Raw genomic sequence first — 16,265 nt, 5'->3', positions numbered from 1 at the left:
TTGCGGCAGTTTGTTTATTGCCAGTTGGAATAAGAAAGGACTTCATGAAACGTCTGCTGCTAACTGCGGTTCTCACCGTATTGATGATCGCCGAAGTTCACGCCGAGTCCTTCACTATCTCTGATATTCGCGTCAACGGCCTCCAGCGGGTTTCCGCGGGTAGCGTCTTTGGTGCCTTGCCGTTGAACGTCGGCGAGCAGGCGGATGATCGGCGCCTGGTGGAATCCACGCGTGCGCTGTTCAAGACCGGCTTCTTTCAAGATATCCAGCTGGGCCGTGACGGCAATGTCCTGGTCATCACGGTAGTCGAGCGCCCGTCGGTCGCCAGTATCGAGATCGAAGGCAACAAGGCGATCTCCACTGAAGACCTGATGAAAGGCCTCAAGCAGTCCGGCCTGGCCGAAGGCGAGATCTTCCAGCGCGCCACCCTCGAAGGCGTGCGTAACGAGCTGCAACGCCAGTACGTCGCCCAGGGCCGCTACTCGGCCACCGTCGACACCGAAGTGGTGCCGCAGCCGCGCAACCGCGTCGGCCTGAAGGTCAACATCAACGAAGGCACCGTGGCGGCCATCCAGCACATCAACGTGGTGGGCAACACGGTTTTCCCGGATGAAGACCTGATCGACCTGTTCGAACTCAAGACCACCAACTGGCTGTCGTTCTTCAAGAACGACGACAAGTACGCCCGTGAAAAACTCTCCGGTGACCTGGAGCGCCTGCGTTCCTACTACCTGGACCGTGGCTACATCAACATGGACATCGCTTCGACCCAGGTGTCCATCACCCCGGACAAGAAGCACGTCTACATCACCGTCAACGTCAACGAAGGCGAGAAGTACACCGTTCGTGACGTCAAGCTCAGCGGTGACCTGAAGGTTCCCGAGGACCAGGTCAAGTCGCTGTTGCTGGTGCAGAAGGGCCAGGTGTTCTCGCGCAAGCTGATGACCACCACGTCCGAGCTGATCACCCGCCGCCTGGGTAACGAGGGCTACACCTTCGCCAACGTCAGCGGCGTGCCGCAGCCGCACGATGAAGACCATACCGTCGACATCACCTTCGCCGTGGACCCGGGCAAGCGTGCCTACGTCAACCGCATCAACTTCCGTGGCAACACCAAGTCCGAGGACGAAGTGCTGCGCCGTGAAATGCGCCAGATGGAAGGTGGCTGGGCGTCGACCTACCTGATCGACCAGTCCAAGACCCGTCTCGAGCGCCTGGGCTTCTTCAAGGAAGTCAACGTCGAGACGCCGGCCGTGCCGGGCGTCGATGACCAGGTCGATGTGAACTACAGCGTCGAAGAGCAGGCTTCCGGTTCGATCACCGCCAGCGTCGGTTTCGCCCAGAGTGCCGGCTTGATCCTCGGTGGCTCGATCACCCAGAACAACTTCCTGGGTACCGGTAACAAGGTCAGCATCGGCTTGACCCGCAGCGAATACCAGACCCGCTATAACTTCGGTTTCGTGGACCCCTACTGGACCGCTGACGGCGTGAGCCTGGGCTACAACGCCTTCTACCGCACCACCGACTATGACGAACTCGATTCCGATGTCTCCAGCTATGCAGTAGACAGCTTGGGTGCCGGCGTCAACGTAGGTTATCCAATCAGCGAGACTTCGCGTCTTACATTCGGCCTCACCGCCCAGCAGGACGAGATCAGCACCGGTCGCTACACCGTTGACGAGATCTTCGATTTCGTCGATAAGGAAGGCGACAAGTACCTGAACTTCAAAGCCTCTGTTGGTTGGTCCGAGTCGACCTTGAACAAGGGTGTGCTGGCAACCCGTGGCCGTTCCCAGAGCCTGGTATTGGAAACCACCACGCCTGGCAGCGACTTGTCGTTCTTCAAGCTCGACTACCGCGGCCAGCTGTTCCAGCCGCTGTCTGACAACTACACCATGCGCCTGCACACCGAGCTTGGTTATGGCGATGGCTACGGTTCGACCGACGGCCTGCCGTTCTACGAGAACTACTACGCCGGTGGTTTCAACTCGGTACGTGGCTTCAAGGACAGTACCTTAGGCCCACGCAGTACGCCGAGTCGCGGTGCAGCTGAGACTGGCAACCAGGGGACCATCCGGGACCCGGATCAGGATCCGCTGCCATTCGGTGGTAACGTCCTGATTCAGGGCGGGGTTGAATTGCTGTTCCCCATGCCGTTCGTCAAGGATCAGCGCTCCCTGCGTACCTCGGTATTCTGGGACGTGGGTAACGTATTCGATTCCAGTTGCGATAAACCTACCAACAACAATGGCACGTCATCCAACGCAGAGTGCAACGACATCAGCCTCAGCAACCTGGCCAGCTCCGTCGGTGTGGGCGTGACCTGGGTCACCGCACTGGGTCCTTTGAGCTTCGCGTTGGCGATGCCGATCAAGAAACCGGATGACGCTGAAACCCAAGTGTTCCAATTCTCCCTCGGCCAGACGTTCTAAGCGTCCGGCCCAAGATAACGACAATGGATTTTGTAGGAGTGCATCGTGCGTAAGTTGACTCAATTGGTTCTCCTGGCGACCGTACTGGTTGCCGGTCCGGCTTTTGCCGACATGAAGATTGCCGTGCTGAATTATCAGATGGCCCTGCTGGAATCCGACGCGGCGAAGAAATACGCCGTGGATGCCGAGAAAAAATTCGGCCCGCAACTGACCAAGCTCAAGGGCCTGGAAAGCAGCGCCAAGGGTATCCAGGACCGTCTGGTCGCCGGTGGCGACAAGATGGCCCAGGGTGAGCGCGAACGTCTGGAGCTTGAATTCAAGCAAAAGGCCCGTGACTTCCAGTTCCAGTCCAAGGAGCTGAACGAAGCGAAAGCTGTTGCTGACCGCGAAATGCTCAAGCAACTCAAGCCGAAACTCGACAGCGCTGTGGAAGAAGTCATCAAGAAAGGTGGTTTTGACCTGGTGTTCGAGCGTGGCGCAGTGATCGATGTCAAGCCTCAATACGACATCACGCGCCAAGTGATCGAGCGCATGAATCAGCTGAAGTAATCCATGACAGCGACTATCAAGCTCGGCCAGTTGGCCGAGTTCCTCGGCGCCACCCTGCGTGGCGACCCGGAGAAGGCAATTACTGGGCTAGCCACTTTGCAAGAGGCTGGCCCAGCTCAGTTGAGCTTTCTGGCAAATCCCCAGTACCGCAAGTATCTGGCTGACTGCCGGGCGGCTGCGTTGTTGCTCAAGGCTGCCGATGCCGATGGTTTTGCCGGCGATGCCTTGATCGTGCCCGATCCGTACCTGGCGTATGCCCGCATTTCCCATCTGTTCGATCCCAAGCCGACATCGGCCGCCGGTATTCATCCCAGCGCTGTGATCGCCGCAGATGCCGTGGTTGACCCCACGGCCAGCGTCGGCCCGTTCGTGGTCATCGAAAGCGCGGCCCGAATCGGCGCTGGTGTCACGCTGGGCGCCCATTGTGTCATTGGTGCGCGCAGCGAGATCGGCGAAGGCGGCTGGCTGGCGCCACGGGTCACCCTGTATCACGACGTGCGCATCGGCAAGCGGGTGGTGATCCAGTCCGGTGCCGTGCTGGGCGGGGAAGGGTTCGGTTTTGCCAACGAGAAGGGCATCTGGCAGAAGATCGCCCAGATCGGCGGTGTCACCATTGGCGATGACGTGGAGATCGGCGTCAACACTGCGATCGACCGCGGTGCCTTGGCCGACACGGTCATCGGCAATGGCGTCAAGCTCGACAACCAGATCCAGATCGCCCACAACGTCCAGGTCGGTGACCACACCGCCATGGCCGCCTGCGTGGGCATCTCCGGCAGCACCAAGATCGGCAAGCACTGCATGCTCGCCGGTGGCGTAGGCCTGGTGGGCCATATCGATATCTGTGACAACGTGTTCCTGACCGGGATGACCATGGTGACCCACTCGATTACCGAGCCGGGTGCCTATTCTTCCGGCACAGCCATGCAGCCGGCAGCCGAATGGCGCAAGAGCGCGGCGCGTATCCGCCAGCTCGACGACATCGCGCGGCGCCTCAAGCAGGTGGAAAAGCGTGTAGGGGACGTGACCCCTGGCGGTAATGCTTCATCAGATGGCTGATACCATTTCCATATCAAGTGTGCACAGCCGTTAGGGCATCTTGATTTGCTAGCGGAGTGCGCGTCACTCGTGCGCTCCCAATCTTTACATAGGCTTCCCCCCGAAATGATGGACATCAACGAGATTCGCGAATACCTGCCTCACCGTTACCCGTTCCTGCTGGTGGATCGGGTGGTGGACCTGGACGTTGAAGGCAAGCGCATTCGCGCCTATAAGAATGTCAGCATCAACGAGCCGTTCTTCAATGGTCACTTCCCCGCGCACCCAATCATGCCGGGCGTATTGATCATCGAGGCGATGGCCCAGGCTGCCGGGATCCTTGGTTTCAAAATGCTCGACGTAAAGCCTGCCGACGGCACGCTCTATTACTTCGTCGGCTCTGACAAGCTGCGCTTCCGCCAGCCGGTCACTCCGGGCGATCAATTGATCCTCGAAGCCAAGTTCATCAGTTGCAAGCGCCAGATCTGGAAGTTCGAATGCCAGGCTTCGGTCGACGGCAAGCCAGTCTGCTCCGCTGAAATCATCTGTGCGGAACGCAAACTATGAGTTTGATTGACCCTCGCGCAATCATCGATCCGACGGCCGTCCTGGCCGCCGATGTCGAGGTCGGCCCGTGGTCGATTATCGGCGCAGGTGTGGAAATCGGCGAGGGTACGGTGATCGGTCCCCACGTAATTCTCAAGGGACCGACCCGGATTGGTCGTCACAATCGCATCTACCAGTTTTCCTCGGTAGGCGAGGACACGCCCGATCTCAAGTACAAAGGTGAAGAAACCCGCCTGGTCATTGGCGATCACAACGTGATCCGCGAAGGCGTGACGATTCACCGTGGCACTGTCCAGGACCGTTCCGAAACGACCCTGGGCGACCACAACCTGATCATGGCTTACGCACACATCGGCCATGACAGCGTGATTGGCAACCATTGCATCCTGGTCAACAACACCGCGTTGGCCGGTCATGTGCACGTGGACGATTGGGCGATCCTGTCCGGGTTCACCCTGGTGCACCAGTATTGCCATATCGGCGCCCACAGCTTTTCTGGCATGGGCACCGCCATCGGCAAGGATGTCCCGGCCTATGTCACGGTGTTCGGCAACCCGGCCGAAGCCCGCAGCATGAACTTCGAAGGCATGCGCCGTCGGGGTTTCAGCGAAGAGGCGATTACCGCGCTGCGCCGTGCCTACAAAGTGGTGTACCGCCAGGGCCTGACCGTCGAGCAGGCGCTCGCCGAACTGGCCGAGGCGTCGGCACAGCACCCGGAAGTCGCGATTTTCCGCGATTCCATCCAGTCTTCGACCCGCGGCATCACTCGCTGACCATGGCTAACGTGCGCGTTGCACTGGTGGCGGGAGAGGCTTCCGGTGACATTCTGGGCGCGGGTCTGATGCGAGCGCTCAAGGCGCAGCACCCCGCGGTGGAATTCATCGGCGTTGGCGGGCCTTTGATGCAGGCCGAGGGCCTGACCTCCTATTTTCCGATGGAACGCCTGTCGGTGATGGGCCTGGTGGAAGTGCTCGGTCGCCTGCGTGAGCTGCTGGCTCGACGCAAGAAGCTGATCCAGACCCTGATCGACGAAAAACCGGATGTGTTCATCGGCATCGATGCGCCGGATTTCACCCTCAATATTGAACTCAAGTTGCGTCAGGCCGGGATCAAGACCGTGCACTACGTCAGCCCCTCGGTCTGGGCCTGGCGGCAGAAGCGCGTGCTGAAGATCCGCGAAGGCTGCGACCTGATGCTGACGCTGCTGCCGTTCGAGGCCCGCTTTTACGAAGAAAAGGGCGTGCCGGTGCGGTTTGTCGGGCACACCCTGGCCGACACCATTCCCCTGGAAGCCGACCGCGAGGCCGCTCGCCAGGCGTTGGGCCTGTCCGAAGGACCGCTGGTGGCCTTGATGCCCGGCAGTCGGGGCGGCGAAGTGAGTCGCCTGGGGGGCTTGTTCTTCGACGCCGCCGAACGCCTCCTGGCGCTGCGCCCCGGTGTGCGGTTTGTCCTGCCGTGTGCCAGTGCCCAGCGTCGCGTCCAACTGGAAGCCTTGTTGGACGGTCGCGATTTGCCGGTGACGTTGCTCGACGGTCGCTCCCATGACGCACTGGCGGCCTGTGACGCCGTGTTGATTGCCTCTGGCACGGCTACCCTTGAGGCGTTGCTGTTCAAACGCCCGATGGTGGTCGCCTATCGCCTGGCGCCGCTGACGTTCTGGATTCTCAAGCGCATGGTCAAGAGCCCCTACGTCTCCTTGCCGAACCTGCTGGCCCAGCGTCTGTTGGTGCCGGAACTGCTGCAAGACGATGCGACCGCCGAGGCGCTGGCCACTACGCTGTTGCCCTTGATCGATGGCGGCGAGGAACAGACCCGGGGCTTTGACGAAATCCATCGTACCCTGCGTCGCGATGCCTCCAACCAGGCGGCTGACGCGGTACTGACCCTGATTGGCGCAAAACCATGAGCAACGTAAAGCTACAGATGGGCCTGGACTTCAACCTGGTCGCCGAAGTGGAAGAGCTGGTGGCCGGTGTCGATGAAGTGGGGCGCGGCCCTTTGTGTGGCGCGGTGGTGACGGCGGCGGTGATTCTCGACCCTAAGCGGCCAATCCTCGGCCTGAATGATTCGAAGAAACTCACGGAAGCCCGTCGCGAAAAACTCTACGACGAAATCTGCGAGAAGGCCCTGAGCTGGTGCATCGCCCGGGCCGAAGTCGAAGAAATCGATGAACTCAATATCCTGCACGCCACCCTGCTCGCCATGCAGCGTGCCGTGCAAGGGCTGCATATCACGCCGAAGCTGGCGATGGTCGATGGCAATCGCTGCCCGAAACTGTCGATGCGCGCCGAAGCGGTGATCCAGGGCGACGGCAAGGTACCGGCCATCGCCGCGGCCTCGATCCTGGCGAAGGTCAGTCGCGACCGGGAAATGGCCGCCTTCGAGTTGATCTACCCGGGCTACGGCATCGGCAGCCACAAGGGCTACCCGACCCCCGTGCACCTCGAAGCCCTGGCGCGCCTTGGGCCAACGCCGATCCACAGGCGTTCGTTCGCTCCGGTGCGGCTGGCTTATGAAGCCCGTGATGGGTTGATCGTGAGCGAGGGGTTCACCTGATCGTGGCGAGGGAGCTTGCTCCCGCTTGGGTGCGAAGCGCCCATAAGAAGGGGGCTGCTGCGCAGCCCAGCGGGAGCAAGCTCCCTCGCCACGGGTTCAATCCTCAAGAGAATGGGTTGCTGGCTGATGTTTTACCCAAGGCCCGGTACAATCCGGGCCTTGTTGTTTTCATGACTTAACGCAGGATCACTATGCCGGCTTCATTCGTTCATCTACGCCTGCACACTGAATACTCCCTGGTCGACGGTCTGGTGCGGATCAAGCCCCTGGTCAAGACCCTGGTGGGCATGAACATGCCTGCCGTGGCGGTCACCGACCAGAACAACATGTGTTCGCTGGTCAAGTTCTACAAGGCTGCCATGGGCGCCGGGATCAAGCCGATCTGTGGCGCCGACCTGTGGCTGTCGAACAAGGACCCGGACGCGCCGCTGAGCCGGATCAGCCTGTTGGTGATGAACGCCCTCGGTTATCGCAACCTCACCGAGTTGATTTCCCGCGGCTTTATCGACGGTCAGCGCAACGGCTCGATCATCATCGAACGCGAGTGGGTGGCCGAGGCCAGCGAAGGGCTGATCATGTTGTCCGCGGCCAAGGAAGGTGAAATCGGCCTGGCCCTGCTCAGCGGCAACCCCGAGGAAGCCGAGACCCTGGCCCGCGACTGGATGGCGGTGTTTCCGGATCGCTTCTACATCGAAGTGCAGCGCACCAGCCGTCCCAATGACGAAGAACACCTGCACGCCGCCGTGGCCTTGGCCGACAAGATCGGCGCGCCGCTGGTGGCGACCAACGATGTGCGGTTCATCAAGCAGGAAGATTTCGAAGCCCACGAAACGCGGGTTTGCATCGGTGAGGGCCGCGCCCTCGACGACCCGCGTCGGTCAAAGAACTACAGCAATCAGCAATACCTCAAGAGCGCTGAGGAAATGGCCGAGTTGTTCAGCGACCTGCCCGAGGCGCTGGAAAACACCGTCGAGATCGCCAAGCGCTGCAACATCGACGTGAAGCTGGGCAAGCACTTCCTGCCCAACTTCCCGATTCCCGATGGCATGACCATAGATGAATATTTCCGCAAGGTGTCCTTCGACGGTCTCGAAGAGCGCCTTAGTGTCCTGTTGCCCAAGGACACCACCGAAGACTACGAGGCCAAGCGCCAGGTCTATGTCGATCGGTTGAATTTCGAACTGGATATCATCATCCAGATGGGCTTTCCCGGTTACTTCCTGATCGTGATGGACTTCATCCAGTGGGCCAAGAACAACGGCGTGCCGGTGGGTCCTGGCCGTGGATCGGGTGCCGGGTCGCTGGTGGCCTACGTGCAGAAGATCACCGACCTCGACCCGCTGGAATATGACCTGCTGTTCGAACGTTTCCTCAACCCGGAACGGGTCTCCATGCCCGACTTCGACGTCGACTTCTGCATGGACGGTCGCGACCGGGTGATCGACTACGTGGCCGAGAAGTACGGCCGCAACGCGGTGAGCCAGATCATCACCTTCGGTTCCATGGCCGCCAAGGCGGTGGTGCGTGACGTGGCGCGGGTGCAGGGCAAGTCCTACGGTTTGGCGGATCGTCTGTCGAAGATGATTCCGTTCGAAGTCGGCATGACCCTGGAGAAAGCCTACGAGCAGGAAGAAATCCTGCGGGACTTCATCAAGGTCGACGAAGAGGCCGCGGAAATCTGGGAGATGGCCCGCAAGCTCGAAGGCGTGGTGCGTAACGTCGGCAAGCACGCCGGTGGCGTGGTGATCGCGCCGACCAAGCTGACGGACTTCTCGCCGATCTATTGCGACGAAGAAGGCGACGGCCTGGTGACCCAGTTCGACAAGGACGACGTCGAGGCGGCAGGCCTGGTGAAGTTCGACTTCCTCGGCCTGCGGACCCTGACGATCATTGACTGGGCGCTGAAGACCATCAACCGCGACCGGGCCAAGGTCGGCGAAGAACCGCTGGACATTGCCTTCATCCCACTGGATGACAAGCCGACCTACAGCCTATTGCAAAAAGCCGAAACCACGGCGGTGTTCCAGCTTGAATCCCGGGGCATGAAGGAGCTGATCAAAAAGCTCAAGCCCGACTGCCTGGAAGACCTTATTGCACTGGTGGCCCTGTTCCGTCCGGGGCCTCTGCAATCGGGCATGGTGGATGACTTCATCAACCGTAAGCACGGTCGCGCCGAGCTGGCCTACCCGCACTCGGATTATCAGTACGAAGGCTTGAAACCGGTGTTGGCACCGACCTATGGCATCATCCTGTATCAGGAACAGGTGATGCAGATTGCCCAGGTCATGGCCGGTTACACCCTCGGCGGCGCGGACATGCTGCGCCGGGCCATGGGTAAGAAAAAGCCCGAGGAAATGGCCAAGCAGCGCGGCGGTTTCATTGAAGGTTGCGCGACCAACGGCATCGACCCTGACCTGGCCGGTAACATTTTCGATCTGGTGGAAAAATTCGCCGGCTACGGCTTCAACAAATCCCACTCCGCCGCCTATGGCCTGGTGTCGTACCAGACCGCGTGGCTGAAAGCGCATTACCCGGCGCCGTTCATGGCGGCGGTACTGTCGGCGGATATGCACAACACCGACAAGGTCGTGACCTTGATCGAAGAAGTGCGAACCATGAAGCTGCGCCTCGACGCGCCGGACGTGAACGCTTCGGAGTTCAAGTTCACGGTGAACGACGAGGGCCGGATCATCTATGGCCTCGGCGCGATCAAGGGCGTGGGCGAGGGGCCGGTGGAAGCCATCACCGAAGCGCGCCAAGATGGGCCGTTCAAGGACCTGTTCGACTTCTGCGCGCGGGTCGACCTCAAACGCATCAACAAACGCACCCTCGACGGTTTGATCCGCAGTGGCGCCCTGGACCGGCTCGGACCTTACTTCCACGACGAGCCGAAGGCCTACCAGGCCAACATCGACCGCAACCGCGCGGTCTTGCTGGCGGCGATGGAAGAGGCGATCAAGGCCGCCGAACAGACCGCCCGCACCCACGACAGCGGCCACGCCGACCTGTTCGGCGGGCTGTTCGTCGAGGAGGACGCCGATGTCTACGGCAACCATCGCAAGGCCAAGGAGCTGACGCTCAAGGAACGTCTCAAGGGTGAAAAAGACACCCTGGGCCTGTACCTGACCGGTCACCCGATCGACGAATACGAAGGCGAGATCCGCCGTTTCGCCCGCCAGCGCATCATTGACCTCAAGCCGGCGCGCGACACCCAGACCGTCGCCGGCATGATCATCGCCCTGCGGGTAATGAAGAACAAAAAGGGCGACAAGATGGGCTTCATCACCCTCGACGACCGCTCCGGGCGTATCGAGGCCTCATTGTTCGCCGACGCGTTCCATTCGGCGCAGTCGTTGTTGCAGACCGACGCGATGGTGGTGGTGGAAGGCGAGGTCAGTAACGATGACTTCTCCGGTGGCCTGCGGCTGCGGGTCAAGCGGGTGATGAGCATGGAAGATGCCCGCACCAACCTGGCCGAGAGCCTGCGCCTGAAGTTGCAGACCCAGGATCTGAAGGGCGATCAGCTACGCTGGTTGGGCGAGTTGTTCAAGCGCCATCGCGGTGCTTGCCCGATCACCATGGAGTACGTACGCCCCGATGCCAAGGCCGTGCTGCAGTTCGGCGAAGGCTGGCGGATCGATCCGGCGGATGCGTTGATTCAAGCCTTGCGTGACCAGTTCGGCAAAGACAACGTCTTCCTCCAATACCGTTGACGGCCAGGGGCCACTGTTGAAACCGGAAAGCCCCTGATCTCGACCCGAATTTTTAATCTCGACCTGAACGCGCCTCTCCCTTAAGGTAGGCGCGAATAGACAACCGGCCGGCCCAAGCTCTCTTGGACGTCGACCCTAGACGGACGCCTATGAACCCGAATTTTCTAGATTTCGAACAGCCGATCGCCGACCTGCAAGCCAAGATCGAAGAGTTGCGCTTGGTCGGTAATGACAATTCGCTGAATATCGGCGATGAAATCTCTCGTCTGCAGGACAAAAGCCGCACGCTGACCGAAGACATCTTTGGCAAGCTGACCAGTTGGCAGATTGCCCGCCTGGCGCGGCACCCTCGTCGTCCCTATACCCTGGACTACATCGACCACATCTTCACCGAGTTCGATGAGCTGCACGGCGACCGTCACTTCTCCGACGACGCCGCGATCGTCGGCGGCGTTGCCCGCCTGGACGACCAGCCGGTGATGGTCATCGGTCATCAGAAAGGTCGCGAAGTGCGTGAGAAGGTGCGCCGCAACTTCGGCATGCCGCGTCCGGAGGGCTACCGCAAGGCGTGCCGCCTGATGGAAATGGCCGAGCGCTTCAAGATGCCGATCCTGACTTTCATCGACACCCCGGGTGCCTACCCAGGCATCGATGCCGAAGAGCGCAACCAGAGCGAAGCGATTGCCTGGAACCTGCGCGTCATGGCGCGGCTGAAAACCCCGATCATTGCCACCGTGATTGGCGAGGGCGGTTCCGGCGGTGCGTTGGCCATCGGTGTCTGCGACCAGCTGAACATGCTGCAATACTCCACTTACGCGGTGATCTCGCCGGAAGGCTGCGCCTCGATCCTGTGGAAAACCGCCGAGAAGGCGCCGGATGCCGCCGAAGCCATGGGCATTACCGCCGAGCGTCTCAAGGGGCTGGGCATCGTTGATAAAGTGATCAACGAGCCAGTGGGCGGCGCCCATCGCGACCCAGCCGCAGCCGCTGCACTGATCCGTGCGGAGCTGAGTTCGCAGCTGTCGATGCTCAAGAAGTTCGACAACGACGCGCTGCTGACCCGTCGCTATGAGCGGTTGATGAGCTACGGTCTCTGATCTGACCAAGCCTCCAGCAGTTGTGGGGAGCCGATGTGGGAGCGGGCTTGCTCGCGAAAGCGGTTTAACATTCAACCCATGTGTTGACTGATTTACCGCCTTCGCGAGCAAGCCCGCTCCCACATTTGATTTGTGCCAAGGCTGAGACCGATGAACGCAAGCAACGATCTGCCAAGCCGCCTGCTGACCCAGCTCATTCCCTGGCGCAACGCCGCCACCTGGCGCATCGCCTTCTCCGGTGGTCTCGACTCCACCGTCCTGTTGCACCTGCTCGCGACCCTTTCGCAACACCACGCCTTGCCCGCGCTGAGCGCCATCCATGTGCATCACGGCCTTCAAGCTGTGGCCGATGCATGGCCGGAGCATTGCCGTTCGGTCTGTGCGGCCCTGGGCGTGCCGTTGGACGTGGTGAATGTACACGTGCGTCCCGGCGCCAGTGTCGAGCGCGCTGCCCGCGAGGCGCGTTACGCCGCCTTCGTCGCGGCGATCGGCAGTCATGAAGTGCTGCTCACCGCCCAACATCTTGATGATCAGGCAGAGACCCTGTTGTTTCGCCTGCTGCGGGGGGCGGGGGTGAGGGGGCTGGCGGCGATGCCACGGCAGCGGCCATTGGGCCAGGGGCATCTGCTGCGGCCGTTGCTCGATGTGTCCCGCTTGGAGCTGGAAGCCTATGCGGCACAGCAAGGCTTGAGCTGGATCGACGACCCGTCCAATGACGATCACCGGTACGCGCGCAATTACCTGCGCCAGCGGGTTTTTCCGATGCTGGCCGAGCACTGGCCGCAAGCCTCGTCAACCCTGGCTCGCAGCGCAGCGCACATGGGCGAGGCCCAAGGCTTGCTGGACGACTTGGCGCGGATCGACCTGGCCCAGGCCGCCACCCCGTGTGCGTTCGACTGGCTTGGGCTGCAATCCCTGGCGCTGGCGCCTTTGCGGGCGTTGTCGCCGGCCCGTCAGCGCAATGCCTTGAGCCACTGGCTGGCGCCGCTGACCCTGCTGCCCGACAGCGATCACTGGGCGAGCTGGGATTCGTTGCGCGATGCCGCGGACGATTCCCGGCCAGTCTGGCGCCTGGCCGGTGGCGAATTGCACCGGGCCGGCGGGCGGGTCTGGTGGTTATCCGACCACTGGCTGTCTTCGCCGCCAGGCGCCGTCGATTGGGCGGATCCGGCGGTTGCGCTGCGCTTGCCGGGCAATGGTCAGCTGGTGCTCAACGGCAAGCCGCCTGCGGGACCGCTTAGCGTGCGCTATCGTCAAGGCGGCGAAGTGATGGTGCTACCTGGCCGTGGTCATCGTGATCTCAAGCGTTTGCTCAACGAAAAGGGCGTGCCGGCGTTCGTTCGCGACCGATTGCCGCTGCTCTATCAGGGCGAGCAATTGCTGGCGGTGGCCAACCTGGCCGGCCTCGATGCACAGGCTGATGGCAGTTGGCAATTGATCTGGACGCCAGGAAACCAAGATCTGGGTTTGAGCTGAAAGGGGCTTTCCGGTAGACTACGCTCCCTTCTTGATACAACTTCTGTGGATTCGCCTGAATTGCAGGAGTTGCCGATTACCAAGCAGTCTTTGCTGGGCGATTCCAAAAAATGTGTAGCGAGCAACGTACCGGTGATTTCACTTCCGGTCTGTCCCAACGCGGCGGTTTTTTTGAAAGGTGCACTGTGATTAATGCAGGTGATCGGGGGCTTCGGCCTTCCTTCGCTTTCCCCGGCGGCTCGGACCGCTTTAACGCAGACTTCTAGGGTTTTTCATGACGCGCTACATATTCGTCACGGGCGGTGTTGTTTCTTCATTGGGGAAAGGCATTGCCTCGGCTTCATTGGCGGCCATCCTGGAGGCGCGGGGACTTAAGGTCACCATGCTCAAGCTGGACCCGTACATCAACGTCGACCCGGGCACCATGAGCCCGTTCCAGCACGGTGAAGTGTTCGTCACCCACGACGGCGCCGAGACCGACCTGGACCTGGGCCACTACGAGCGGTTCATCCGCACGACCATGACCCAGAACAACAACTTCACCACCGGCCGTGTCTACGAACACGTGCTGCGCAAGGAACGTCGTGGTGACTACCTGGGCGCGACCATCCAGGTCATCCCGCACATCACCGACGAAATCAAGCGCCGCATCATCAAGGGTGCCGGCGACGCCGACGTGGCGATGGTGGAAATCGGCGGTACCGTGGGCGATATCGAGTCCCAGCCGTTCCTCGAAGCCATCCGCCAGTTGCGTTTCGAAATCGGCGCCAAGCGCGCGATGCTGATGCACCTGACACTGGTGCCGTACATCGCCACCGCCGGCGAAACCAAGACCAAGCCTACCCAGCATTCCGTCAAGGAACTGCGTTCCATCGGCCTGCAGCCGGACGTGCTGATCTGCCGCTCCGATCACCCGATCGACATTTCTTCGCGCCGCAAAATCGCCCAGTTCACCAACGTCGAAGAGCGCGCGGTCATCGGCCTGGAAGACGCCGACACCATCTACAAGATCCCGGGCATCCTGCATTCCCAAGGCCTGGACGACTTCGTCGTCGAGCGTTTCGGCCTGCAGTGTGCCGGCGCCGACCTGTCCGAATGGGACGCCGTGGTCGATGCCAAGCTCAATCCGGAACACGAAGTCACCATCGCCATGGTCGGCAAGTACATGGAGCTGCTGGACGCCTACAAGTCGCTGATCGAAGCGATGAGTCACGCCGGTATCAGCAACCGCACCAAGGTCAACCTGCGCTACATCGATTCCGAAGACATCGAGAACCAGGGCACCGGCCTGCTCGAAGGCGCCGATGCGATCCTCGTGCCGGGCGGCTTCGGCCTGCGGGGCGTGGAAGGCAAGATCACCGCCGTGCAATACGCTCGTGAAAACAAGGTGCCTTACCTGGGGATCTGCCTGGGCATGCAAGTGGCGGTCATCGAGTTCGCCCGTAACGTGCTGGGCTGGAAAGACGCCAACTCCACCGAATTCGATCGCGCCAGCGGCCACCCGGTCGTCGGCCTGATCACCGAGTGGGAAGATGCCACCGGCGCCGTGGAAGTGCGTACCGAAAGCTCGGACCTGGGCGGCACCATGCGTCTCGGTGCCCAGGAATGCCTGCTCGAAGCCGGCTCCAAGGTGCACGATTGCTACGCCAAGGATGTGATCGTCGAGCGTCACCGTCATCGCTACGAAGTGAACAACAACCTGCTGCCACAACTGATCGAGGCCGGCCTGAAGATTTCCGGTCGTTCCGGTGACGGCGCGCTGGTGGAAGTGGTCGAGTCCCCGGACCATCCATGGTTCGTCGCCTGCCAGTTCCACCCCGAGTTCACCTCGACGCCACGGGACGGTCATCCGTTGTTCAGCGGTTTCGTGAAGGCCGCTTTGGCTCAACACCAGAAAAAGGCATAAGACGATGGCCCAGAAAATCATCCGCGTCGGCGATATCGAGATTGCCAACGACAAGCCCATGGTGCTGTTCGGCGGCATGAACGTACTGGAAAGCCGCGACATGGCGATGCAGGTCTGCGAGGAGTATGTGAAGGTCACCCAGAAACTGGGGATCCCTTATGTGTTCAAGGCCAGTTTCGACAAGGCCAACCGCTCGTCCGTGACGTCCTACCGTGGCCCGGGCCTGGAAGAAGGCATGCGCATCTTCCAGGACATCAAGCAAGCCTTCGGCGTGCCGATCATCACCGACGTCCACGAGCCTGCCCAGGCCGCGGTCGTCGCCGAGGTCTGCGACATCATCCAGTTGCCGGCCTTCCTGTCGCGCCAGACCGACCTGGTGGTCGCGATGGCCAAGACTGGCGCGGTGATCAACATCAAGAAGGCCCAGTTCCTCGCGCCCCAGGAAATGAAACACATCCTGAGCAAGTGCGAGGAGGCTGGCAACGACCAGTTGATCCTCTGCGAGCGGGGTTCGAGCTTCGGCTACAACAACCTAGTGGTGGACATGCTCGGCTTCGGCATCATGAAGCAGTTCGAGTACCCGGTGTTCTTCGACGTGACCCACGCGCTGCAAATGCCTGGCGGTCGCTCCGATTCCGCGGGTGGTCGTCGTGCCCAGGTCACCGACCTGGCCAAGGCCGGTATCAGCCAGTCCCTGGCTGGCCTGTTCCTTGAAGCCCACCCTGACCCTGACAACGCAAAGTGCGACGGCCCTTGTGCCTTGCGCTTGAACAAGCTGGAACCTTTCCTGTCTCAGCTCAAGTCGCTGGATGAGCTGGTCAAGGGTTTTCCGACGATAGAAACCGCGTAACGCGGTTTTCTCCGGTAAAGTACCGCTCGATTATCGCTCTGGCCCGCTGGCCGCACTGCTCTTGTGGGAGCATGGCTTGCT

General features: G+C 61.0%; 12 protein-coding genes. All 12 read left to right on the top strand.

All coding sequences use genetic code 11. The features are described 5' to 3' along the window. The first annotated feature begins 44 nt into the window (after positions 1-44). Positions 45-2,432 (top strand): outer membrane protein assembly factor BamA, encoded by a 2,388-nt coding sequence (gene bamA / locus M1D99_RS24165; protein ID WP_186705501.1) that lies wholly within the window; start codon positions 45-47, stop codon positions 2,430-2,432. Between the two features lie 45 nt (positions 2,433-2,477). Continuing rightward, positions 2,478-2,981 carry an OmpH/Skp family outer membrane protein gene (locus M1D99_RS24160; RefSeq protein WP_003184901.1) on the top strand — a complete coding sequence of 168 codons (504 nt, stop codon included), beginning with the start codon at positions 2,478-2,480 and terminating at the stop codon, positions 2,979-2,981. Between the two features lie 3 nt (positions 2,982-2,984). Continuing rightward, positions 2,985-4,040: a UDP-3-O-(3-hydroxymyristoyl)glucosamine N-acyltransferase gene (gene lpxD, locus M1D99_RS24155; RefSeq protein ID WP_186705502.1), complete on the top strand. Its 1,056-nt coding sequence runs from the start codon at positions 2,985-2,987 to the stop codon at positions 4,038-4,040. Positions 4,041-4,145: 105 nt separating this feature from the next. Beyond that, on the top strand, positions 4,146-4,586 hold the full coding sequence (fabZ, locus tag M1D99_RS24150) for a 3-hydroxyacyl-ACP dehydratase FabZ (RefSeq protein WP_003184897.1): 441 nt from the start codon (positions 4,146-4,148) through the stop codon (positions 4,584-4,586). Then, entirely contained in the window at positions 4,583-5,359 is a 777-nt protein-coding gene (lpxA, locus tag M1D99_RS24145) for an acyl-ACP--UDP-N-acetylglucosamine O-acyltransferase (RefSeq protein WP_186705503.1), read from the top strand. Before fabZ ends, lpxA begins: the two co-directional genes overlap by 4 nt. A 2-nt stretch (positions 5,360-5,361) precedes the next feature. Then, positions 5,362-6,492, top strand: a complete 1,131-nt coding sequence (gene lpxB, locus M1D99_RS24140; RefSeq protein ID WP_458130878.1) for a lipid-A-disaccharide synthase — start codon at positions 5,362-5,364, stop codon at positions 6,490-6,492. Then, on the top strand, positions 6,489-7,142 hold the full coding sequence (gene rnhB, locus M1D99_RS24135; protein ID WP_458130877.1) for a ribonuclease HII: 654 nt from the start codon (positions 6,489-6,491) through the stop codon (positions 7,140-7,142). The genes lpxB and rnhB overlap by 4 nt, the downstream gene beginning before the upstream one ends. Positions 7,143-7,333: 191 nt before the next feature. Next, positions 7,334-10,855 carry a DNA polymerase III subunit alpha gene (dnaE, locus tag M1D99_RS24130; RefSeq protein ID WP_458130876.1) on the top strand — a complete coding sequence of 1,174 codons (3,522 nt, stop codon included), beginning with the start codon at positions 7,334-7,336 and terminating at the stop codon, positions 10,853-10,855. Positions 10,856-11,004: 149 nt separating this feature from the next. Next, the gene (locus M1D99_RS24125) at positions 11,005-11,952 is read left to right on the top strand and encodes an acetyl-CoA carboxylase carboxyltransferase subunit alpha (protein WP_053182408.1); all 948 of its coding nucleotides are present in this window, start codon (positions 11,005-11,007) and stop codon (positions 11,950-11,952) included. A gap of 150 nt (positions 11,953-12,102) precedes the next feature. Beyond that, positions 12,103-13,428, top strand: a complete 1,326-nt coding sequence (gene tilS, locus M1D99_RS24120; protein WP_458130875.1) for a tRNA lysidine(34) synthetase TilS — start codon at positions 12,103-12,105, stop codon at positions 13,426-13,428. A 274-nt stretch (positions 13,429-13,702) separates the two neighbouring features. Beyond that, positions 13,703-15,334 (top strand): CTP synthase, encoded by a 1,632-nt coding sequence (locus M1D99_RS24115; protein ID WP_003184880.1) that lies wholly within the window; start codon positions 13,703-13,705, stop codon positions 15,332-15,334. Between the two features lie 4 nt (positions 15,335-15,338). Beyond that, positions 15,339-16,184 carry a 3-deoxy-8-phosphooctulonate synthase gene (gene kdsA, locus M1D99_RS24110; RefSeq protein ID WP_053118876.1) on the top strand — a complete coding sequence of 282 codons (846 nt, stop codon included), beginning with the start codon at positions 15,339-15,341 and terminating at the stop codon, positions 16,182-16,184. Positions 16,185-16,265: the final 81 nt, after the last annotated feature.

This window comes from Pseudomonas sp. R3-41, from assembly GCF_054161485.1.
Note: the sequence above shows the minus strand (reverse complement) of the source record. Positions and strands in the feature narration are given on the sequence as shown.

What these genes read in the sequence shown, in the direction of transcription:
- bamA (WP_186705501.1), top strand. Translation starts at nt 45, where the DNA reads ATGAAACGTCTGCTGCTAACTGCGGTTCTCACCGTATTGATGATCGCC.
- lpxD (WP_186705502.1), top strand. Translation starts at nt 2,985, where the DNA reads ATGACAGCGACTATCAAGCTCGGCCAGTTGGCCGAGTTCCTCGGCGCC.
- rnhB (WP_458130877.1), top strand. Translation starts at nt 6,489, where the DNA reads ATGAGCAACGTAAAGCTACAGATGGGCCTGGACTTCAACCTGGTCGCC.
- M1D99_RS24115 (WP_003184880.1), top strand. Translation starts at nt 13,703, where the DNA reads ATGACGCGCTACATATTCGTCACGGGCGGTGTTGTTTCTTCATTGGGG.
- fabZ (WP_003184897.1), top strand. Translation starts at nt 4,146, where the DNA reads ATGATGGACATCAACGAGATTCGCGAATACCTGCCTCACCGTTACCCG.
- dnaE (WP_458130876.1), top strand. Translation starts at nt 7,334, where the DNA reads ATGCCGGCTTCATTCGTTCATCTACGCCTGCACACTGAATACTCCCTG.
- lpxA (WP_186705503.1), top strand. Translation starts at nt 4,583, where the DNA reads ATGAGTTTGATTGACCCTCGCGCAATCATCGATCCGACGGCCGTCCTG.
- M1D99_RS24125 (WP_053182408.1), top strand. Translation starts at nt 11,005, where the DNA reads ATGAACCCGAATTTTCTAGATTTCGAACAGCCGATCGCCGACCTGCAA.
- lpxB (WP_458130878.1), top strand. Translation starts at nt 5,362, where the DNA reads ATGGCTAACGTGCGCGTTGCACTGGTGGCGGGAGAGGCTTCCGGTGAC.
- kdsA (WP_053118876.1), top strand. Translation starts at nt 15,339, where the DNA reads ATGGCCCAGAAAATCATCCGCGTCGGCGATATCGAGATTGCCAACGAC.
- tilS (WP_458130875.1), top strand. Translation starts at nt 12,103, where the DNA reads ATGAACGCAAGCAACGATCTGCCAAGCCGCCTGCTGACCCAGCTCATT.